At 62.3% G+C, this 20,202-nt stretch carries 23 protein-coding genes and 1 pseudogene; 11 read left to right on the top strand and 13 right to left on the bottom strand.

Features of this window, described 5'->3' with window-relative positions; genetic code table 11:
* Positions 1 to 59 precede the first annotated feature (59 nt).
* The gene (locus K6N12_RS12710; protein WP_097624557.1) at positions 60 to 1,046 is read left to right on the top strand and encodes a Gfo/Idh/MocA family protein; all 987 of its coding nucleotides are present in this window, start codon (positions 60 to 62) and stop codon (positions 1,044 to 1,046) included.
* Here the strand turns inward: K6N12_RS12710 and K6N12_RS12705 are convergent, their stop codons facing one another.
* Both K6N12_RS12705 and K6N12_RS12700 read right to left on the bottom strand, forming a co-directional pair.
* Entirely contained in the window at positions 1,047 to 1,424 is a 378-nt protein-coding gene (locus K6N12_RS12705) for a GtrA family protein (RefSeq protein WP_097624558.1), read from the bottom strand.
* Positions 1,421 to 2,428 carry a glycosyltransferase gene (locus tag K6N12_RS12700; RefSeq protein WP_097624559.1) on the bottom strand — a complete coding sequence of 336 codons (1,008 nt, stop codon included), beginning with the start codon at positions 2,426 to 2,428 and terminating at the stop codon, positions 1,421 to 1,423. The genes K6N12_RS12705 and K6N12_RS12700 overlap by 4 nt, the downstream gene beginning before the upstream one ends.
* A 159-nt stretch (positions 2,429 to 2,587) precedes the next feature.
* On the opposite strand from K6N12_RS12700, the gene K6N12_RS12695 reads away from it, so the two are divergent.
* Complete coding sequence (locus tag K6N12_RS12695; protein ID WP_131710691.1) at positions 2,588 to 4,426, top strand: hypothetical protein; 1,839 nt, start codon at positions 2,588 to 2,590, stop codon at positions 4,424 to 4,426.
* Between the two features lie 14 nt (positions 4,427 to 4,440).
* On the opposite strand, the gene K6N12_RS12690 is transcribed toward K6N12_RS12695, so the two are convergent.
* Positions 4,441 to 4,686, bottom strand: coding sequence for a hypothetical protein (locus K6N12_RS12690; protein ID WP_003589145.1), 246 nt, complete (start codon positions 4,684 to 4,686; stop codon positions 4,441 to 4,443).
* Between the two features lie 256 nt (positions 4,687 to 4,942).
* On the opposite strand from K6N12_RS12690, the gene xseA reads away from it, so the two are divergent.
* Complete coding sequence (gene xseA, locus K6N12_RS12685; RefSeq protein ID WP_097624561.1) at positions 4,943 to 6,523, top strand: exodeoxyribonuclease VII large subunit; 1,581 nt, start codon at positions 4,943 to 4,945, stop codon at positions 6,521 to 6,523.
* 2 nt (positions 6,524 to 6,525) lie between these two features.
* Positions 6,526 to 7,116, top strand: coding sequence for an NAD(P)H-dependent oxidoreductase (locus tag K6N12_RS12680; protein WP_097624838.1), 591 nt, complete (start codon positions 6,526 to 6,528; stop codon positions 7,114 to 7,116).
* Here the strand turns inward: K6N12_RS12680 and K6N12_RS12675 are convergent, their stop codons facing one another.
* Positions 7,117 to 7,617, bottom strand: a complete 501-nt coding sequence (locus K6N12_RS12675) for a MarR family winged helix-turn-helix transcriptional regulator (RefSeq protein WP_097624562.1) — start codon at positions 7,615 to 7,617, stop codon at positions 7,117 to 7,119.
* 81 nt (positions 7,618 to 7,698) lie between these two features.
* Between K6N12_RS12675 and K6N12_RS12670 the strand changes: the two genes are divergently transcribed.
* Positions 7,699 to 8,610 (top strand): EamA family transporter, encoded by a 912-nt coding sequence (locus tag K6N12_RS12670; protein WP_097624563.1) that lies wholly within the window; start codon positions 7,699 to 7,701, stop codon positions 8,608 to 8,610.
* Here the strand turns inward: K6N12_RS12670 and K6N12_RS12665 are convergent.
* Both K6N12_RS12665 and K6N12_RS12660 read right to left on the bottom strand, forming a co-directional pair.
* Complete coding sequence (locus tag K6N12_RS12665; protein WP_097624564.1) at positions 8,558 to 9,811, bottom strand: aminopeptidase; 1,254 nt, start codon at positions 9,809 to 9,811, stop codon at positions 8,558 to 8,560. The two genes, K6N12_RS12670 and K6N12_RS12665, sit on opposite strands and share 53 nt — an antisense overlap.
* Before the next feature lie 127 nt (positions 9,812 to 9,938).
* Positions 9,939 to 10,622, bottom strand: coding sequence for a glutathione S-transferase family protein (locus K6N12_RS12660; protein ID WP_097624565.1), 684 nt, complete (start codon positions 10,620 to 10,622; stop codon positions 9,939 to 9,941).
* Positions 10,623 to 10,701: 79 nt separating this feature from the next.
* Here K6N12_RS12660 and K6N12_RS12655 point away from each other — a divergent pair, with 79 nt between their 5' ends.
* Positions 10,702 to 11,142 (top strand): MarR family winged helix-turn-helix transcriptional regulator, encoded by a 441-nt coding sequence (locus K6N12_RS12655; protein WP_097624839.1) that lies wholly within the window; start codon positions 10,702 to 10,704, stop codon positions 11,140 to 11,142.
* A 2-nt stretch (positions 11,143 to 11,144) separates the two neighbouring features.
* Here K6N12_RS12655 and ybaK read toward each other — a convergent pair whose 3' ends face one another.
* From ybaK to K6N12_RS12640, 3 genes are all read right to left on the bottom strand, one after another.
* A complete protein-coding gene (ybaK, locus tag K6N12_RS12650) occupies positions 11,145 to 11,618 on the bottom strand; it encodes a Cys-tRNA(Pro) deacylase (RefSeq protein ID WP_222148822.1) in 474 nt (157 codons plus the stop codon).
* Positions 11,619 to 11,628: 10 nt separating this feature from the next.
* Complete coding sequence (locus tag K6N12_RS12645; RefSeq protein ID WP_097624567.1) at positions 11,629 to 11,979, bottom strand: ArsC family reductase; 351 nt, start codon at positions 11,977 to 11,979, stop codon at positions 11,629 to 11,631.
* A 90-nt stretch (positions 11,980 to 12,069) separates the two neighbouring features.
* On the bottom strand, positions 12,070 to 13,128 hold the full coding sequence (locus K6N12_RS12640; RefSeq protein WP_097624840.1) for a M14 family metallopeptidase: 1,059 nt from the start codon (positions 13,126 to 13,128) through the stop codon (positions 12,070 to 12,072).
* A gap of 459 nt (positions 13,129 to 13,587) precedes the next feature.
* Between K6N12_RS12640 and K6N12_RS12635 the strand changes: the two genes are divergently transcribed.
* The gene (locus K6N12_RS12635) at positions 13,588 to 14,151 is read left to right on the top strand and encodes a methylated-DNA--[protein]-cysteine S-methyltransferase (protein ID WP_097624569.1); all 564 of its coding nucleotides are present in this window, start codon (positions 13,588 to 13,590) and stop codon (positions 14,149 to 14,151) included.
* 16 nt (positions 14,152 to 14,167) lie between these two features.
* On the opposite strand, the gene K6N12_RS12630 is transcribed toward K6N12_RS12635, so the two are convergent.
* Genes K6N12_RS12630 through K6N12_RS12620 form a run of 3 tightly spaced genes read right to left on the bottom strand, consistent with a single transcriptional unit; the run spans position 14,168 to position 16,204 of the window.
* Entirely contained in the window at positions 14,168 to 14,902 is a 735-nt protein-coding gene (locus tag K6N12_RS12630) for an SDR family oxidoreductase (RefSeq protein WP_097624841.1), read from the bottom strand.
* 37 nt (positions 14,903 to 14,939) lie between these two features.
* Positions 14,940 to 15,782 carry an oxidoreductase gene (locus K6N12_RS12625; protein ID WP_097624570.1) on the bottom strand — a complete coding sequence of 281 codons (843 nt, stop codon included), beginning with the start codon at positions 15,780 to 15,782 and terminating at the stop codon, positions 14,940 to 14,942.
* A 47-nt stretch (positions 15,783 to 15,829) separates the two neighbouring features.
* On the bottom strand, positions 15,830 to 16,204 hold the full coding sequence (locus tag K6N12_RS12620) for an Atu4866 domain-containing protein (RefSeq protein WP_097624571.1): 375 nt from the start codon (positions 16,202 to 16,204) through the stop codon (positions 15,830 to 15,832).
* 126 nt (positions 16,205 to 16,330) lie between these two features.
* On the opposite strand from K6N12_RS12620, the gene K6N12_RS12615 reads away from it, so the two are divergent.
* The 3 genes and pseudogenes from K6N12_RS12615 to K6N12_RS12605 all read left to right on the top strand — a co-directional run bounded on the left by K6N12_RS12615 (position 16,331) and on the right by K6N12_RS12605 (position 18,909).
* Positions 16,331 to 17,227 (top strand): LysR family transcriptional regulator, encoded by an 897-nt coding sequence (locus K6N12_RS12615; RefSeq protein WP_097624572.1) that lies wholly within the window; start codon positions 16,331 to 16,333, stop codon positions 17,225 to 17,227.
* A 120-nt stretch (positions 17,228 to 17,347) separates the two neighbouring features.
* A complete protein-coding gene (locus tag K6N12_RS12610; protein WP_097624573.1) occupies positions 17,348 to 17,914 on the top strand; it encodes an isochorismatase family protein in 567 nt (188 codons plus the stop codon).
* Positions 17,911 to 18,909: pseudogene (locus K6N12_RS12605) on the top strand (GlxA family transcriptional regulator). Before K6N12_RS12610 ends, K6N12_RS12605 begins: the two are co-directional and overlap by 4 nt.
* A gap of 32 nt (positions 18,910 to 18,941) precedes the next feature.
* Here K6N12_RS12605 and K6N12_RS12600 read toward each other — a convergent pair.
* Complete coding sequence (locus K6N12_RS12600) at positions 18,942 to 19,217, bottom strand: AbrB/MazE/SpoVT family DNA-binding domain-containing protein (RefSeq protein WP_097624575.1); 276 nt, start codon at positions 19,215 to 19,217, stop codon at positions 18,942 to 18,944.
* 103 nt (positions 19,218 to 19,320) lie between these two features.
* Here K6N12_RS12600 and K6N12_RS12595 point away from each other — a divergent pair, with 103 nt between their 5' ends.
* Positions 19,321 to 20,175 (top strand): helix-turn-helix transcriptional regulator, encoded by an 855-nt coding sequence (locus tag K6N12_RS12595; RefSeq protein WP_222148833.1) that lies wholly within the window; start codon positions 19,321 to 19,323, stop codon positions 20,173 to 20,175.
* Positions 20,176 to 20,202 lie beyond the last annotated feature (27 nt).

Raw genomic sequence — 20,202 nt, 5'->3', positions numbered from 1 at the left:
TTGCGCCGCAGCGAAGGCCTGAATATGGTTCGCGGAAACCTGTTTGGGAGGCTTGGACCATGTTGCGCTTCGGTATCATTTCAACGGCAAAGATCGGCCGCGACAATGTCGTTCCTGCAATCCAGGACGCGGAGAATTGCGTCGTCACGGCGATCGCCAGCCGTGATCTCGCGCGCGCCAGGGAGATGGCCGACCGTTTTTCGGTGCCCCATGCCTTCGGCTCCTATGAGGAGATGCTGGCCTCCGATCTCATCGACGCGGTCTATATCCCGCTGCCGACCTCGCAGCATATCGAATGGTCGATCAAAGCAGCCGATGCCGGCAAGCACGTGCTCTGTGAAAAACCGCTCGCCTTGAAGGCCGGCGATATCGACGATGTGATCGCCGCCCGCGACCGCAACCGCGTGGTGGTCACCGAAGCCTATATGATCACCTATTCCCCGGTCTGGCAGAAGGTGCGCGCGCTGATCGATGAGGGCGCGATCGGCAAGCTGCGGCATGTGCAGGGCGCCTTCACCTATTTCAACCGCGATGCCGCCAACATGCGCAACATTCCAGAGCTTGGCGGCGGCGGCCTTCCGGATATCGGCGTCTATCCCGTCATGGGCACGCGTTTTTCCACCGGCAAGGAGCCGCTCCGCATCCAGGCCGTTACCGAGCGCGATCCCGAATTCGGGACGGATATCTATTCAAGCGTCAAAGCCGATTTCGGTGATTTCGAGTTGAGCTTCTACATCTCGACGCAGATGGCCAACCGCCAGGTCATGGTCTTTCACGGCACCGACGGCTATATCGAGGTCAAGTCGCCGTTCAACGCCAACCGCTTTGGGCCTGAAGAGATCGAGCTTACCGACCGCAGCCACAATGAATCGCGCATCTTCCGCTTCCAGGACAGTCGCCAGTACAAGCGGGAAGTCGAAGCCTTTGCCCGGGCGGTGAAGGACGGCAAGGAAGAGCTCGTCACGCTCGAAAATTCGAAATTGAACCAGAAGGTCATCGACGCGATCTACCGCGCCAGCGAGAAGGACGGCTGGGAATCAGTCTGATTATTCGGCGCGGAAGACGAAGCGCGAATAACCGAAAAAGCTGAAGATCATCGAGGCGAGGCTGGCGATCACCATGGCCGCCAGCGGCTGAAGGGCAGGCAGCGACAGCAGAAGTGCGGAATAAAGCCCGTAATTGACCAAGGCTGCCGTCACGCCGACCGAACCGTAGCGAAAGCCTTCGGCGGCAAGCGATCGGCCGGAGCGATCGAAGGTGAAGCTCCGGTTGAAAGCCCAGGTTGCCGCCATTGCCAGCGCGATCGCGACGAGCCGTGCCAAGAAAGGCCCGAGCGGCGTCAGATGAAGCAGCGCCGACAGGACGCCGGCATCGACGAGAAAGCCGATGCCGCCGGCAATGACGAAGCGGACGAGCTTTCTCATGCCGCATCCGCCTTGCCAGGACGCCCACGCGATGCGGGCGCTGCCTCGCCGAGCGGCGCCTTGGCCGCGCTCGGCGTCTCCAGGCTCATATAATGGATACGAAGCTGTTCGGCGCGGGCGCGGGCCACCGAATCCAAGATGACGCCGGCGGTAAACAGCATGAACGAAATCATCATCAGCGCCATCGACAGCACCCAGGTCGGCATGCGGCTGACGAGACCCGTCTGGAAATATTCCGCCAGCACCGGCGCCATGAAGCCGACGCTCGCCAGCATGAAGGTGGCGCTGATCGTGCTGAAGAAGGCGAAGGGCCGGGTTTCCTTCATCAGCATCGCGAACATCCAGAGAATCCTGCCGCCGTCGCGAAAGGTCGAAAGCTTGGAATGCGAGCCTTCCGGCCGGCGGCCGTAATCGAGTTCCAGCTCGCTGACCGGCAGCTTCAGCCGCGAGGCGTGCACGGACATTTCGGTTTCGATCTCGAAGCCGCCTGATACCGCCGGGAAGCTCTTGACGAAGCGGCGTGAGAAAGCGCGGTAGCCGGAAAAGATATCGGTGAAGTCGGGGCCGAAGATCGTCCGGTAGAGCAGGTTGAAAAGCCGGTTGCCGAGCGCATGGCCCTGACGGCCGGCATCGGCATGAACGCCGCGGCGGGTTCCCACCACCATGTCGGCCCGCTCGGTCAGCAGTGTGCGCACCAGTTCCTCGGCATCGGCTGGCGTATAGGTGCCGTCGCCGTCGGCGATGATGTAGATGTCGGCGTCAATGTCGGCGAACATCCGGCGCACGACGTGGCCCTTGCCCTGCCGCCGCTCGCGCACGACATGCGCCCCGGCAAGCATCGCCTGCAGGGCGGTGCCATCGGTGGAATTGTTGTCGTAGACGTGGATCGCCGCATCCGGCAGCGTCGCGCGGAAACCTCGCACCACAGGGCCGATCGTCGCGGCTTCATTATAGCAGGGAAGCAGGACGGCAATGTCCAGTTTATCGGTACTCGATCGGGCCATGACTTTACTCGTTACACAAAAGCCGAGCCGAGCCTAAACCACCCGGCGTTAATAAGACCCTATGACGAAAGCAAAATCGGCAGCTGCCGCAATCGGCTTTACACTTTCTTGATCGGCTGCGGTTAAGCTTCGGCATCCGGAAACGAAGCGCTAACCACGATGAACGCCGTGCAGCCGATCACCAATGCCGCATCCGTGACCGCCGCCCAAAGGGGCGGGTTGGGGCGGTTGATGATGCGCCTGTGGCCAACCGTCATCTGCTATAGCGTCATTCTCGCCACCATCCTCCTCGTCGCCAAGCTTTTCACTGCGACCGATTATGTCGGTCCCGACAATGACGACGGAATGCGTCTCATCGAGGTTCGCGATTTTCTCGCCGGGCAGGGCTGGTTCGATCTGATGCAATATCGCCTCGGCCTCGGTGGCGGCACGCTGATGCACTGGTCGCGGCTGATCGATCTGCCGATCGCTTCGCTGATCTGGTTCTTCGGTCTGTTTGCGCCCCACGAGACGGCTGAGGCCCTGGCGCTTGCCGTTTGGCCGGTTTCGCTCGTCCTCCCCGCCATGCTTGCCATGGCCGTTGCCGGGCGGCGCATCGGCGGTGTCGCCGGCATGCATATCAGTCTCGGCATGACCGGTCTTGCGATCTACACCGGCAACCGTTTTGCGCCTGGAGCCATCGATCATCACAATGCGCAGCTGGCGCTGGTCGCGACGATGGTGGCGATGCTGCTGGATCCGCAGCGGCGCGGCAGGAGTTATGCGGTTGCCGGCATCGCGGCAGCGGTCGCCATCGCCATCGGCGCCGAGACGACGCCTTTTGTCGCGGCCGTCTGTCTGACCATCGCTTTGCTCTGGGCGTGGGAAGGCGAAAAATTCGCCGTCGCCGCGAAGGCATTCGGGCTGGCGCTGGCAATGGCGATCAGCATTCTCTTTGTCGCAACGGTACCGCCGCGGCTCTATTCGATGGTCACCTGCGACAATCTCTCGCTCGGTTATTACAGCCTGGCGGCGATCGGCGGCGGGCTGCTGCTGTCTTCGGCGGTCTTTGCAAGCCGCCTGAGTCGCCCCTTGCGCTTTGCGGCGCTTGGCCTCGTCGGTGCCGGTGTTCTCGGTTCGGCGATGGTGATTGCGCCGCAATGCCTGAGCGATCCGCTCGCCGGTCTTGATCCGATGCTGGTCGAACTCTGGCTGAGGAATGTGTCGGAAGCGCAGTCGGCCTTTGTTCTTCTACGCACCGATCCCTTCTCCATCGGTGGTTTCTATGCGGCCGGCCTTTTCGCCATCGCGGTCTGCATCTTCCGCATCGTTCGGCGCGATCGTATGCAGATCCATCTGGTCCTGCTCTTCCTGCTGATCACCAGCTGGGCAATTGCGCTGGTCCAGGTGCGCGGCTCCGTTTTCTCGAACCTGATCTCCATTCTGCCACTTGCCTTGCTGATCATCGATATCAGGCGGATTTCCAATAGCGACAGCGAGAATGTTGCCGCCGCCTTCGTTTATATCGTCACTGTCCTCGCAAGCGTTCCGGCCGCCTGGGCACTCGGCGGCGGACTTATCGCGCTGCAGATGGGCAACGGCGCACAGAAGCAGGCGACGGAAAAGGTGCTTTCCTGCACATCGAGGCAGGCGCTGGCGCCGCTTGCCGGGCTTCCGGCCGGCCTGGTCTCCGCACCTTCGGAAATGGGCGTGCCGATCCTTCGTTTCACGCAAAACCGGGTTCTCTCCGCGCCCTATCACCGCAATCAGGGCGGCATGCTGACGGAACTGCACATCGGGCTGGCGGAGCCGCAGGAGGCGGAAGCCTTCCTGAAGGGGGCTCATGTGACGGTGCTTGGCTTCTGTTCCGGTGACCTGCAGACGCGAGAGATTGCCAAGCTGAAACCGGATGGGCTCTATGCCGAGCTCCGCAAGGGCAATATACCGCCCTATCTGGAGCCGCTTCCGAAGGCGGCCGATGTGGGCGTTCAGTTCTTTCGCTATCGGCCGGCGAATTGACGCCGGCAGTTCTTTTAGTGGGAAACGCGCGTCGCGCGGCGAAGGCGCGCATTCGCGTAGAGCCCGGCCACGAAGAGCATGAGGCCGCCATTAAAGCCGAGAACGGCATAGACGAAGGCCAGGATTGAGACCGGGCCGGGCGACGTAATCGCCGCCGCCGCGAAGGTTATTCCAATGAGCGCGGCGATCAACGCGATCGCGGCAGCCGAGCGCGTTTGCCCGGCGCTGACGCCCAATGCGGCTGCTGTGAGAATAATCATTTTCAGCACCTTCCCAGAGATAACGAGGGGAAGCATAGGAAGCGCCAACTAACAAAGATTTACCGGCCGTCCCGGCCGAAAAGCCTTTGTATTGCGGTGGTTAGCAATCCCTTTCGTCTATAACGCGCATTCTAACTATGCGTTCCGCAACCAAACGGATTTACCCGATTTCGCTGCGATCTCAGCAGCCGAGGAAACAGGCTTGTGCCGCGGCTGCGACCTTCCAGTTTCCCGCCGATCGACATAGAAAGAAGAGATGAGCAACCTCTTCGACAGCGATTCGCCAACCAATCTTGCCGAATATTCGGTTTCGGAGCTTTCCGGCTCGATCAAGCGCACCGTCGAAACAGCCTTCGACCAGGTTCGCGTGCGCGGCGAAATCTCAGGCTATCGCGGGCCGCATTCTTCGGGCCATGCCTATTTCGCGCTGAAGGACGATCGCGCCCGCATCGACGCCGTCATCTGGAAGGGCACCTTCTCGCGGCTGAAGTTCCGTCCGGAAGAGGGCATGGAAGTCATTGCCACCGGCAAGGTAACCACCTTTCCTGGCTCCTCGAAATATCAGATCGTCATCGAGACGCTGGAGCCGGCCGGCGCCGGCGCGCTGATGGCGCTGATCGAGGAGCGCAAGCGCAAGCTTTCCGCCGAGGGCCTGTTCGATGCCGCCCGCAAGAAGCGGCTGCCCTTCATGCCCCGCGTGATCGGCGTCGTCACCTCGCCGACCGGCGCCGTGATCCGCGATATTCTTCACCGCATCTCCGATCGTTTTCCCGTGCATGTCCTCGTCTGGCCGGTGAGGGTGCAAGGGGAGGGATCAGGCGAGGAGGTGGCGAACGCCATCCGCGGCTTCAACGCCCTGGAGCCGGCCGGCGTCATCCCGCGCCCGGATGTGCTGATTGTCGCGCGCGGCGGCGGCAGCCTGGAAGATCTTTGGAGTTTTAACGACGAAATCGTCGTGCGCGCTGCGGCCGAAAGCCGGATACCGCTGATCTCGGCGGTTGGCCATGAAACCGACTGGACGCTGATCGACTATGCCGCAGATGTCCGAGCGCCCACACCGACCGGGGCGGCCGAAATGGCCGTGCCGGTCAAGGCGGAACTTGACGCGCAGGCCGCCGCCCTTGCTGCGCGGCTGCAAGGCTGCATGAACCGGCAGATGGATCAGCGCCGCCAGTCCGTTCGTGCCCTGATGCGGGCATTGCCATCGCTCGATCAGCTTCTCGCTTTGCCGCGCCGCCGTTTCGACGAGGCGGCGACCGGCCTTGGCCGCGGTCTGGCACTCAACACCATCAACAAGCGCCGCGGCTTCGAGCGCGTCGCCGCGCATCTGCGCCCTGATGTGCTGTCCAACCGCATCGCCGAGCGGCGCCAGCTTCTGAGTGATCGCATGGCCCGGGCCGAACGCACCGTCGAGCGCCTGCTCGACCGCTCGAAGTCCCGCATTGATCGCGCTGAGGCAGTCTTCGCCACACTGCCGGCCCGGTTTAAGACGCAAACCGATCGGAGCCGTGAGGCTCTCGCCAATCTTTCGCGCCACGGCGATACGGCGATACGCCACCAGTTGGCTCGCGCCCGCGCCGAGCTTTCAGCGCAGGATCGTGTGCTGCAGTCGCTATCCTATAAGAATGTGCTGAAACGCGGCTACGCCGTCATTCGCGTTGAGGATGACAGGCCGGTCTCGCAGGCAGCGTCGCTCTCCGCCGGCACGGGTATCTCCATCGAGTTCGCCGATGGTCGCGTTGGCGCGATGACGACGGACGGTGGCGCCCCACCTGTCGGCACCAAGAAGCGTGGCGTGAAATCGGCCGAGCCGCCGAAGCAGGGAAGCCTGTTCTGATGATGCGGATCCTGCTGGTGCTTGCCCATCCGCTGCCGGATAGCTTCGCAGCCTCGGTGGCGTACACGGCTCGGCAAGCATTGGAAGCCTCAGGTCATGTCGTCGATCTGCTCGATCTCTACGCCGAGGATTTCGATCCACGCCTGTCCCAGGCGGAGCGGAGCGGTTACTTCGATATACCCTACGACACCTCAGTCGTTGCCGACATCGTTGCCCGGCTGCAGTCGGCCGACGGGCTCGTTCTCGTGTTTCCGCAGTGGTGGTTCAATTTCCCAGCCATTCTGAAGGGATTCTTCGATCGCATCTTCGCGCCAGGTGTGGCCTTCACGCACGACGCCGCCGGCGGTCGTATTGTGCCTGAACTTACCAATATCAGATTGCTCTATGCGCTAACGACGACGGGCTCGCCTTGGTGGCTGGTGCATTTTTATATGGGCAATCCCGTTCGGCGTCTGCTGAAGCGGGGCATTGCTAGCTTCTGCTCAAAAAAACTCGTCTTTCGCATGCTGAGCCTGCATGACATGGACCGCGCGACGGAGGCGAGGCGCAAGAGGCATTTGGATCGCGTCCGCAAGGCGCTTGCCGCCGTCTGACTATTCGAAATCCGACAGGAATTTCTTGAGCAACCGGTCGAACTCGGCCTTGTCCTCGGCTGTCAGGTTGCGTGTCAGCCGGCGCTGATTGGCGACATGCGCATCGACAGCGGCCTCGACTGTCGCCAGCCCCTTTTCCGTCAGTGCGATCAACACGCTTCTGCGGTCCTGTGGATTGACGACGCGCTCGACGAAGCCCGCTTTCTCCAACTGGTCGATGCGGTTCGTCATCGTGCCGGAGCTGACCATGGTCATCTCCAGAAGCTCGCCCGGCGAAAGCCGGTGGGGGGCGCCGGCGCGGCGGAGGGTGGCGAGCACGTCGAAGGCGGACGTCGAAAGCCCGTGTTTTAAGAGCACCGCCTCCACTTCGCGGCCGAGATGGGTGCCGAGGCGCTTCAACCGTCCGAGCAGGCCCATCGGTTCGACGTCGAGGTCCGGCCGTTCCTGTCGCCATTGCGCCAGGATCTTGTCGACGTGATCCATGCTGCTGTCTTTGCTCATGATCCACCGATAACAGCCATTATCTTGACGTCAAGATAAAAAGGCGTAAGATGCGTTTATCTTGAAATCGAGATTCTTGATATGAAGACAAATCTCCGCTCCGCCGCCGACCTTGCGGCAACCGCGCTCGCACCCGCCATCTGGGGCAGCACCTATATCGTCACGACCTCCTTCCTGCCGGCTGGATATCCGCTGATGGTGGCGATGCTCCGGGCCTTGCCGGCCGGACTGCTGCTTCTGCTCCTCGTGAGGAAGCTGCCTTTCGGCATCTGGTGGGGAAGGGCCTTCATTCTCGGTGCCCTGAACTTCTCGTTCTTCTGGGCGATGCTCTTCGTCTCTGCTTACAGGCTCCCGGGCGGCGTTGCCGCAACGGTCGGCGCGGTGCAGCCGCTGATCGTCATTGCGCTATCGCGCCTTTTCCTCGGCAAACCGATCCGGCCGCTTGCCGTGCTGGCCGGTCTTGCCGGCATGGCCGGTGTCGGGCTGCTGGTGCTGACGCCGAAGGCGGGGCTTGATCCTGTGGGAATTGCCGCCGGTCTTGCCGGCGCCGTCTCGATGGCCTTCGGCACGGTGTTGACACGGCGCTGGGCACCACCGGTGTCGAACCTCACCTTCACCGCTTGGCAATTGACGGCAGGCGGCATCCTGCTGGTGCCTTTTGCGCTGTTCCTCGAACCGGCGCTGCCGACGCCGACTATCGCAAATATTGCCGGCATCGCCTATCTCGGCCTGATCGGCGCGGCCTTCACCTATCTGCTCTGGTTTCGCGGCCTCTCCCGGATCGAGCCCTCGGCGGTCGCCTCGCTCGGCTTTCTAAGCCCTGTCGTCGCGACCCTGCTCGGCTGGCTGGCGCTCGGCCAGAGCCTGACGCCGGCGCAGATCGCCGGCTTCGCCATGGTGCTTGCCAGCGTCTGGCTCAGTCAGCGCGCCACGATGCCGGTCAGGCCCATTCGCCCTGCCGCATCACCGGAACCCGCGAACCATCCGGCTTGACACCGTCGATGTCGACCTTGTTTGACCCGATCATCCAGTCGATATGGATCAGGCTGGAATTGCCGCCTTGCGCCTTGATCTCTTCCTGGCTCAGCGTCGCGCCGTTCAGGAAGCACTTGGAATAGCACTGGCCGAGCGCGATGTGGCACGAGGCATTTTCGTCGAACAGCGTGTTGTAGAACAGGATGCCGCTGGCCGAGATCGGCGAGGAGTGCGGCACGAGCGCCACTTCGCCGAGCCGGCGGGCGCCCTCGTCTGTATCGAGCACCTTGTTCAAGACTTCCTCGCCGCGCGACGCTTTCGCCTCGACGATGCGTCCGGCCTCGAAGCGCACCTGGATATTGTCGATCAGCGTGCCCTGGTGCGACAGCGGTTTGGTGCTCGAAACATGGCCTTCGACACGCAGCGCATGCGGCGTGGTGAAGACTTCCTCGGTCGGTATGTTCGGGTTGCAGGTAATGCCGTTCTTGGCGGTGGAAGCGCCGCCATGCCATTCATGCCCGTCGGCAAGGCCGACCGTCAGATCGGTGCCCGGTCCCCTGAAATGCAGCGAGGCGAAACGCTCGGCGTTCAGCCAGGCGGAGCGTTTGGCCAGATTGGCATTATGCTCGGCCCAGGCGGCGATCGGATCGTCCACATCGACACGCGAGGCGGCAAAGATCGCCTTGGCGAGCTTGGCCATCGCAATTGGCTCTGGATCGTCGGGGAAGACCACCTTGGCCCAGGACGGATTGGGATAGGAGACGATGTTCCAGTTGATGTCGAAATTCGAAATTTTTTCCAGCGCCGGCTTGTAGGCGGTGGATGTGGCGCGATTGGCGCGGCCGACCTTGCCGGCATCCTGCTCGGACAGCAGCAGCGGATTGTCGCCGGCGACCGCAAGGCGCGCCGCTCCGTTGGCATAGGCCTTGGCCATACCCTCATAGAGCCAGTCGGAGGCCCGGTCGAAGCTCTCGTCGCTGCCGTACTGATAGCGCGAAAGCGTCGTTTCCTCGTCGGAATAGAAGGCGGTTACCAGCCCCGCGCCGGCCTGATAGGCGTGCTTGGTGATGAGGCGAACGAGCGGCAGCGCCACCACAGGCGCGGTGACCACCAGATCCTGACCTTTGCGCAGCTGCAGCCCGACCTTGACGGCGACCTCGGCAAGCTTCTCCAGCTTGACGGGATCAATGATGTTCTGGCTCTGGGGCATGAAAGTCATGGCTCACCCTGCTTTCTGTCGATGATGCTTTGAGGCTGGCAGACTTAGACCCGTTTGCGGCGAAAATGAAGCGTTGTCTCGCCGAATTGCCGGCGGCCGGATGGAGGTCCGGCCGCTTGGGCGCGCTTCAGGCGGCGGCAGCTTGCCTGAGCAGGATCGAGGAATGTTTCTCGAGGAATTCCATCAGCCGCTGCGGGTAATCCGCGCCGACAGCCGCCCGGACGCTCGGACGTTCAGACAGTGCCTTGCGCCAGCGTTGTGTTTGCTCGAGCCCGTCGAAGATGCCTCTGTCGCCGAGCGTATCGAAGAGATCGAAATAGCGGAAGACCGGCGCGAAGACGGCATCGACCAGGCTGAAGCTGCTGTCGGCAAAATAAGGCCCGTCGCCCAGCACCCCTTCGAGCGTCTCGAATTTGGCAATCAGCGCTTTGCGCTTGGCGTCCAGCTGCAATTCATCCTGCGCCGTTTCATAGCCCCATAAATCGGAAAGCACCGAGGAGCCGAATTCCATCCAGCCGCGATGACGGGCCCGGGTCAGCGGATCGGCGGGATGCAGGGCAGCACCGGCTTGCGTTTCCTCCAGATATTCGCAGATGACGCTGCTTTCGAACAGAATGGCCTCGCTGCCGTCCTCCGCCTCGATCCGCAGCAGCGGCACCTTGCCGAGCGGCGAGATCTTCAAAAACCAATCCGGCTTGTTGGCAAGATCGATGTTGATGCGCTCAAACGGCACGCCCTTTTCGAGAAGTGCGATCGCGGCGCGCTGCACATAGGGGCAGAGATGATGGCTGATAAGGGTAAGCTTGCTCATGGAAATCTCCTGGTCACAATCTATGCAAATGCATATAATATCGCTTGCGGCGGAATTCAAGATAGATGTAATTGCATTTATGTCCGAGAAGATGCCGAAACCCAGCGAAGCCTCGACCCGTGCCTGGACGAGCATCATGCGCGCCCGCGAGCGTCTGCTCGGCGCGATCGAAGCCGACCTGAAGGCGGCCGGCATGCCGCCGCTTGCCTGGTATGACGTCTTGTGGGAACTGGCGCGCGCGGGCGGCAGGCTGCGCCCTTATGAGATCGAAGAGCGCACCTTGCTTGCGCAGTATAACTTGTCCCGCCTGGTCGACCGGCTGGAAAGAGAGGGTCTCGTCCGGCGCGAAGTCTTCGCCGAGGACGGCCGCGGCCGCTGGGTTGTCATCACCGAGGCCGGCCGGCAGCTCCGTGAGTGCATGTGGGCCGTCTATGCAGGATCGATCGAGACCCATATCGGCTGCAAGCTTGCCGAAAACGAAGCCAAGACGCTTGCCGGCCTGCTCGACCGCTTTCTCTGAGATCAGGCGACCAATGGCGTGGCGATCGCCTTCAAGACCTTCAACGCATCCTTCGGATCGAGCCGCACCTGCAGCCCGCGCTGCCCGCCATTGATGTAGACGAGCGGCTCGACAAGAGCGGCTTCTTCGATGGCCGTCGGCACGCGCTTCTTCTGGCCGAAGGGGCTGATCCCGCCGACATGATAGCCCGTCAGCCGCTCGGCATCGGCAGGCTTCATCATATTGGCGGACTTGCCGTGAAAGGCGCTGGCGAGCCGCTTCATGCTGACCTCGCGATCCGACGGCACGACGACGCAGACCGGCTTGCCGTCCACCTCGGCCATCAGGGTCTTCACCACCCGATGCGGCGCTTCACCCAGAGCCTCGGCCGCCTGCAGCCCGACGCGCTCGGCGCCGGGATCGTAGTCATAGGCATGGACGGTGAAGCCGATGCCAGCCTGGGAAAGAACCTGTGTCGCGCGCGTGGTCTTGGACATCGGCCGTCTGTCAGCCCCGGAACGTGTCGGCATAGATCTCCGGCTTGAAGCCGACGAGCAATTTGTCCTTCGTCTCCAGCACCGGCCGCTTGATTATCGACGGCTGGTCGAGCATCAGCGCAATCGCCTTTTCCCGGGTCAGGTTCCCGCGCTCGGCATCGGGCAGCTTGCGGAAAGTGGTGCCGGCGCGGTTGAGCACGGTGTCGAGGCCGGCCTGGTCGATCCAGGATTCGAGATGGGCGCGGTCGATGCCGAGCGCCCTGTAGTCGTGAAATTCATAGGCGACGCCGCGGTCTTCCAGCCAGCTACGGGCCTTCTTCATCGTGTCGCAATTTTTGATGCCATAGATGGTAACAGTCATGTCGATCCATTTCCCTGTGATGGCAGCGGGATAACATGGGCGAATGCTGGCGCAAACGCCGTGCGGCGTTTTATCCCCGAACTCGCCGGCTCAATTTTCCAGCGTGCCGGCCTTGCGCGAGGCCCTGCTCGGGCTGCCGCAGACGATCTTCATCAGATCGCCGCGCCGCCGCACCAGCCGGTCGGACGTCCGAGTCAGGATCAGCCCGTCCTGCGGCGCATGCAAATCGATGCTGCCGCCGGGCTGCCCCGGCCGGATGACGATCGTCGCCAGAAGCTCGCCCTCTGCAACCCTGTCGCCGATCTTGCGATGGAATAGCACGGCGCCGCCTTCGGGCGCGCGAAGGATCTCGACATTATCGAGCGGCACGGCCGGACCGGAAAATGCCGTAGTGGCCGTCTCGCCGCTGACGATCCCGCGCGTCACGAGGAAACGCCAAAGCCCGTCCGCGTCCTTCTTCGCCAGCGTCGGATCGACATCACGCTTACCGCGCAGCTCGACCGTGACCGAAAGCCGGCCCGGCAGTCGGGATCGGCGCTCGCCTGGGACCTTATATTTCCAGGCAAAGCCGACGGCCTCCTCGAAGGCCGAGCTTTCGCCATCCGAAAGCAGCACGGCCTCCATGTCGAGCGCAGCGGCGAGATCGGCCGCTTCCGGCCAGAAGGCCTCATCGATATAGGCATATCGCAGCGATTCATCGTCGCAATGCAGATCGACGACCAGATCGGCACCGAGCGCCAGATGCATCAGCTGCCGCTTCAATCTGTCGGTAGCCGGGTAATCGTCGAGGTCTTCAATCAGAGTGGCGCGATCGGCAATGGAGATCAGCGGGAAATCCCGATTGAAATTGGTGCGGGAGCCGAGATCGAAACGGCCCTGCAAATCACCGAAATGCGATTGCGCCGCACCGATCGGATTGGCCTGCGGCACGATGGTGATATCGCCGGCAATTCCGCCTTCGCTTTCCGCCTGCCGCAGCCGCTCGCAGAGGAAGTGCAAGAGCGCCGTTCCCGGCAGCTCGCCGGCATGCAGTGCCGCCTGGATATAGATCGTCGGCGCCTTGTGATCGCAACCGAAAAAACGCAGCACCGGCAACCGCCACTCCGTTCCAGGCGTATCGCCCGGGATGATGATCTCTGAAACGTCCATGCTGTCTTCGCTCCGCATTGCCATCCGAACGGCGCTTCCAGCTTTATCCGCGGATATCCGGCAAGCGCAAGTCTCACCGGGCACGGTGCCTCAGCCGAGCAGCGGCCAGCGATCGATGATGTTCGGTTTTTCCGAGAAGGCTGTGGATCAGCAGGAATTCGACGCCGCTTGCCGTTCGACGATCGCGGTAGGGCAGAGAGCGAAGAAAAGCCGTGACTGTCACTCCGGCTTTCACCCGGCCGCCCGCGCCGATTCTGACCATGGTCGAAATCGAAGGAAGTCTGTTTATGGGCTATCCGGCCGTCATGACCCACCTCGTCGTTCCCAAACGGCATGAAAGATACGCCGGCATGATAGGATATCAAGAACAGAAAAAGAACATGAGGCGCAAGAATCGGGTTGAAACAGCGGCCGTCCCGTACGATTTTGGTGTTGATCGAAAAACGTGGAGGCTGTGTTATGGCCCAGACGACATACCACTATCTGATCTTCGAAACCGCCGGCGGTTTCTGCGGCATCGCCTGGCGCGACGCCGGCATCGCCCGCTTCCAGTTGCCGACGAAGTCAGCGGAAGCGACAGAACGCCTGCTGCGCCGCCGCCTGCCGGATGCCGAACCCGGCGCGCCGACGCCCAATGTGCTCGAAACGGTCGCGGCGGTGAAGCGCTATTTCCAGGGCGAGGAAACGGATTTCTCAGGCGTCGAACTCGATCTGGCCGGCCAGGATGCCTTCTTCAGGGATATTTATGCAGCGGCAAGGCGTGTTGGTTGGGGTCGTACGACCACCTACGGCGCGCTGGCGAAAGAGCTCGGCGCCAGGCCGGAAGCCGCCCGCGACGTCGGCCAGGCGATGGCAAAGAACCCGGTCGCGCTGATCATTCCCTGCCACCGGGTGCTGGCCGCCGGCGGCAAGATCGGCGGCTTCTCCGCTCCCGGCGGTTCGTCATCGAAGGCCCGTATGCTGGAACTCGAAGGCGTCAGCCTTGCCCCGCCGCCGCCGGCCCAGCAGTCGCTGGGCCTCTAGTCGAAATGCCGGCTGCTCAATACGGGCTCGCCGTCGGTCGGATGATGATCTCGCTGACATCGACGTCATCGGGCTGGCTGATGGCGTAGAGGATCGAATTGGCGACGGCCTCCGGGCTGATCGTGACCGCTCTGAACGCCTTCATGGCGTCCCGCGCGGTCGGATCGGTGATCGTCTCGGCCAGTTCCGAGGTCGTCGTGCCGGGAGAAATGACGGTGACGCGGATGCGATCGGTCTCCTGCCGCAGCCCGTCCGAGATCGCACGGACTGCGAATTTCGTCGCGCAATAGACGGCGGCCGTCGGCGAGACACTGTGGCCGCCGATCGAAGACAGGTTGACGATCTGCCCTGATCCCTGCGCCTTCATGATCGGCAGGGCTGCGGCGATGCCGTAGAGAACGCCCTTGATGTTGACGTCGACCATCCGGTCCCATTCCTCGACTTTGAGAGCGTCGAACGGCGAGAGCGGCATGACCCCGGCATTGTTGACGAAGACGTCAAGCCGGCCGAATTCCGATCTGGCAAAACCGGCAAAGGCCTCGACCTCGGAACGGTCGGTGACATCAAGTTTTCGCAGGCGCACCATTCCCCCCTTGGCTTCGATTTCGCCGGCAAGCGCCTGCAACCGCTCGGTGCGGCGCGCGCCGATCACGATATGGGCGCCTGCGGCAGCCAGCACTCTTGCCGCAGCCTCTCCGATGCCGCTGCTGGCTCCAGTGATGGCAACGACTTTTCCTTCGATCTTCGACATTTCAAGCTCCATTTTTCGATGAGTGTTTTCTGGGCGATCAGCTGGGGAAATCGGCGCTGAGCGTCGTCTCTGCCCAGGCGTCGAAATTTACCCGCAGCGCATCGAGCCGTTCGCGGGCGATCTTCAGGGCAGGCGCGCCGAGCAACAGCCGCAGTGGCGGCTCGTCCGCCTCGAATGCCGATATGATCGCGGCTGCGGCGCGCGCCGGATCGCCTGGCTGCTTGCCGGAGACCGAACGGGTGGCCTGGCGCCGTTTGCCCGATGTCTCGGCATAGTCGTCGATAACAGTCCTGGATTCGACCATCGACCGACCGGCCCAATCCGTGCGGAAGGCGCCGGGCTCGAGGATCGTCACATCGATGCCGAGCGGTTTGACCTCATGGAAAAGCGACTCCGACAGGGCTTCGACCGCGAACTTAGTGGCATGGTAGTAGCCGGTCGCGGCGAAGGCGACGAGCCCGCCGAGCGAAGAGACGTTGAAGATATGCCCCCGACGGCGCGAGCGCATGCCCGGCAGGACGTGTTTGGTAACGGCGATCAAGCCGAAGACATTGGTCTCGAACTGGGCGCGTATTTCGGTTTCTTCGCCCTCTTCGATCGCCGAGAGGTAGCCGTAACCGGCATTGTTGACGAGCACGCCGATCGCGCCGAAATGCGCTTCGGCGTCCTGGACCGCGCGGGCGACGGAGCGGGCATCCGTCACATCGAGCGCGAGAGCAAGGGCGCGGTCGCCGTGTGCTGCCGTGAGATCTTTCAAGGCTTCGGGTCTGCGTGCGGTAACGGCGGCGCGCCAGCCCCGGGCTAGAACCGTTTCGGCAAGCGCCCGGCCGAGGCCGGACGAGGCGCCCGTTATGAACCAGATGGGTGTGATGGAAGACATGATTGTCGTCCTTTCCGGCCGGAAACGGCCTTATCCCGAGTGATGTATTATTTGCGGCGAAACACCATGCCGCCATGATGGAGTGTGTTGCCGTCGGCAAAATCGCCGTCGGCGGTGAAGCCGGTGTCGTCCCAGTATTCGATGTGGCTTCCGGTGACTTCGTAGCGGCCTCGATAGGCGCTTTCCCGGCTGCCGCGGGCCTCGTCGTAGCGCCCATCAGCCAGAAGTTCGTGGCGCACACGGCCATCATCCGTGACCCACATGCCGACATAGGGATGTTGTTGCATCATGTCCTCGCTTGTTTGTTGACGCACGGATTGCCCGGCGTTGAGACCATCCGCGGCTGCCCAACCGATCGCCGTGCCGGCCAAGGTGGTTGCGGCGGAAAGAAGCAGAACAGGTCTGGCTGAAATGTTTCGCATCGGTCTTCTCTTCGAAAGAGGCCTGTCCATGAACACTGCCTTGCTTGGCCTCGAGAGGAAGATAGTCTCCTTGGTCGACGTGATTAAGTTGCCAATTCGGGATGCCATGGTTAGAAATACTAACCAATGGTCGATGATCTCGAAGGCATTTCGGTCTTTCTTGCGGTGGCGGAGGCGCGCAACTTCCGCCTCGCCGGCGAGCGGCTTGGCGTCACCCGCTCCGCCGTCAGCCAGGCTTTGCAGCGCCTGGAGGATCGCCTCGGCGTTGCGCTCGTCCAACGCACGACGCGCAGCGTCAGCCTGACCGAGGCCGGCGAAGTGTTCTTCGAGGCGGTTCGCCCGTCTGTGCGGCAGGTCAGGGATGCGATGCAGACGCTGCGGGAAATGCAGGCGCGCCCGAGCGGCCTGCTCAGGCTCACCGTCTCGTCGATCGCCGAGAGTTTTCTGTCTGGCACCTTGCTGGCCGGCTTCATCGAGGCCTGCCCTGAGATCAAACTCGATATCACCATCACCGATGACGAATTCGATATCGTCGAGGCCGGCTTCGATGCGGGCGTCCGGCTCGGCGAGGTGATCGAGCAGGATATGATTGCAATCTCGGTCTCCGAGCGGCAGAGGCAATATGCCGTGGCATCCCCCGCCTACCTCGACAGCCGCGGCCGTCCGCGCCATCCCGGCGAGCTGCAGGGTCATTGCTGCATCGGCTGGCGGCCGCGTCCCGATACGGCGCCCTATCGCTGGGAATTCACCGAAAATGGCCGCGATTTCGAGGTCTCCGTCGATCCCGCCGTTACGACCAACGACATGGGCATGATGATCCGCATGGCCTGCGCCGGCGCCGGGATCACCTTCGGCATGGTGGAAACCTTTCAGCCCTATGTCGAACGCGGCGAACTCGTACCGCTGCTCGAAGATTTCTGTCCACCGTTTCCGGGCTTTTATCTCTATTATCCCAGGCGCCAGCGGCAGCCGCTGAAGCTACGGGCCTTGGTCGATCATATCAGGACGTCCGCCAGGCGTTAGTCGCCTGCCGCTGAAAGCAGCTATTGGCGTGAATTGTCCGCTCTTTGTCCGCGGCGTGCATTTCGCTCCGCTTTCAAATCGCGGAGTATGGCGTCATGATCAATCTCGAACGAGCAAAAAATGTCCGATCATGATACCGTTCTTCTCGTCATCGACGCCCAGGAATCCTTCAGGCACCGTGATTATTGGGATGAAGACCTCGCCTCCGCCTATATCGATCGCCAGCAGGCTTTGATCGACGGCGCGGAAGCCCGCGGCATGACAGTCATTCAGATCTTTCATGTCGATGGAAACGGGCCGTTCTCCGAAAGCTCCGGGCTCGTCAGAACGCTTGCCCCACTCCGGATCGCCCCGAAGGCGACCTTCAGGAAGAGCCGCCATAGCGCTCTCGTCGGTTCGGGGCTCGACGTGTGGCTGACCGAGAATGGCGTCCGCCGTCTCCTCGTCTCCGGCATCCGCACCGAACAATGCTGCGAGACCACGACGCGTCACGCCTCGGATCTCGGCTATCAGGTCGATTATGTCGGCGAAGCGACCCTGACATTCCCGATGACCGACGGTATCGGACGCAGCTGGAGCGCCAGGGAAATCCGGGACCGAACCGAACTTGTTCTCTCCGGTCGCTTCGCGCGGATCGCGACCGTCGAACAGGCACTGACAGGCCGTGGGGAGCTGCTCGCCGCATGACCGACCCTGCGCAGCCCCTCGATATCCCGGTTTTCGTCGTCGTCCCGCCGCGCGTTCTGCTGCTCGACGTGGCCGGCCCGATCGAGGTGCTGCGTAAGGCCAACCTCGAACAGAACAGGGTGCGCTTTACCGTCACCTATATCGGTCCGTCGTCGACGGTCGGCAGCTCGATAGCTCTTGCCGTTACCGGCGTTGCTCCGCTGCCGGAGCGATTGCCGGATGGCGCGCTTGTCGTCATTGCCGGCAGCGCCGACGCCCCGATGGAAAACGGCCTCGAGCATAGCGAACGGGAATGCGCCGATGAGGCTGCCATCGTCGAATGGCTGAGACGTGCCATTCGTCCGGGAATTCGCCTGGCCTCGATCTGTTCGGGCGCATTGCTCGCCGCCGAGGCGGGAATGCTCGACGATTGCGACTGCACCACTCATCACGGCTGCATGGAAGACCTGATCAGGCTCGCGCCCACGGCGCGTGTCCGGGAGAATCGGCTTTATGTCGAGGACGGAGAGCGCCTGACGAGCGCCGGCATCACCGCCGGCATCGACCTCATGTTGCATATCGTCGCCGAAGCGGCGGGCCACGCATGCGCTGTCGCGGTGGCGCGATATCTCGTCGTCTATCTCAGGCGCGGCGGCTCGGACCCGCAGCTTTCACCCTGGCTTGAAGGCCGAAACCATATCCATCCGGTCATTCATCGTGTGCAGGACGCAGTGGTGGCCGATCCGGCTCAGGACTGATCGGTCGCAGCACTTGCACGCCTCAGCGGCGCCAGCCCCCGCAACCTCTCGCGGCTGTTCAACGAACAGACAGGCATGAGCGTCACGGATTTCGTCAATCGTATGCGCGTGGCGCTCGCCCGCGAGATGCTCGCCGGTTCGCGGCTGGACATGGAGGCGGTCGCAATGCGCGCCGGCTTCGGCTCGGCGCGGCAGCTACGCCGCGCCTGGAACCGCTTGCATGAAAGCCCGCCGAGCACGGCGCGATCAAGGCTGTGATCGTCTGTCAGGTATCGGGCGATGAGATCGTATCAATCGCGATCATGGGAACGTCGGGCTTCCGCCAGGATGCCGGCTTCCATCTCTTCCAGGGTTTTCGGCTCGCCATTGAAGGGAAGCGTGCTGAACACGTCGTCTGCCTGCGTCAGCGCGAAGGCGGGCGCTTGCCTTTGCAGCACACCGTCCGGGTTTTTCTCGACAATGAGACGAGTTCCCGCCTTCCATTCCCGCCGTTGGCACACGGTTTTGGGAAGTATGACCTGTCCTTTGGTCGATACGGTGGTAATGAGGTTTTCAGCGCGGGCCATCGGTTTGGTCCCGTTTGGAAGACGAACATAAGATAGACAGGTGGGCCGCGATACCCAAGGATCACGATCCGGGCGAGGCGCGCGCCCTTTTGCCGGAGAAGCTATGCTGGACGAAGTCTTTCCCGTTCCGACCAGGGCCTTGATCCGGCAGGGTGGGCGAGCCTGTTTTTATCGTCTCGTCAATACGAGCCCCATTTTGTTCCAAGTGCAATCGGGAACTAAGATCATCATGGCGGATGACAGGCCTTTGCGCCTTGAGGCCGGCGCATACGGCTTGCTGCCCGACTATCAGCCATTGACGATGGAGAACATTCCGAAGGCGCCGCGAAACTATCAGACCGTAGCACTTCCCGTTCCGAGACAGTTGTTCGAGGATGCCTATGCGAGGATGGGGCCAATCGCCGTTCCCTCGCGGCCGCTTCCGGCAAGCACCTCGAGCTTCCCGGAAGAAGCCGCCGTATTGTTTGACTATTGCTGTCAGCCCGGCAACCTGGCGAGGCTTCCTGGCGCCATTGCCAGGGCCAGGCTGATGGAACTCGTCATCTGGTTTGCGCTCTGCGGTGCGGTGCTGGGTGAAGGCCAGAGTCCTCGGCTTGAGGATCGGCTGCGGCAGAAGATCGAAAGCGATCCGGCCTTTGATTGGACATTGGCGCATGCGGCGCGTTCGTTCAACATGAGCGAAGCGACACTGAGGCGCAGGCTGGCCGCGGAGAATACCGGCTTCAGCGAGATCCTGAGCGATACGAGAATGAACCGGGCGCTGGGGCTCATTCATACGACGACGCTGCCGATGGCGCAGGTCGCGCTTGAGGTCGGCTACGATTCACCCTCTCAATTTTCGGCGCGTTTCAAAGAGCGGTTCGGCGTCAGTCCGCGCCACGTGCGCAGTGGTTCCGAGCATTTTGAACGGATCGGGGCAGAAGTTGAGCATAGCGGGGCAGATGCACTGACTCGCTGACGGTAGTTTTCCGGCGTCATCAACCGC

Source organism: Rhizobium redzepovicii (assembly GCF_019793435.1).
In the GTDB taxonomy this organism is placed as follows: Bacteria; Pseudomonadota; Alphaproteobacteria; order Rhizobiales; family Rhizobiaceae; genus Rhizobium; species Rhizobium redzepovicii.
The sequence above is the reverse complement of the archived record's forward strand: the minus strand, read 5'-3'. Positions and strand labels throughout refer to the sequence as shown.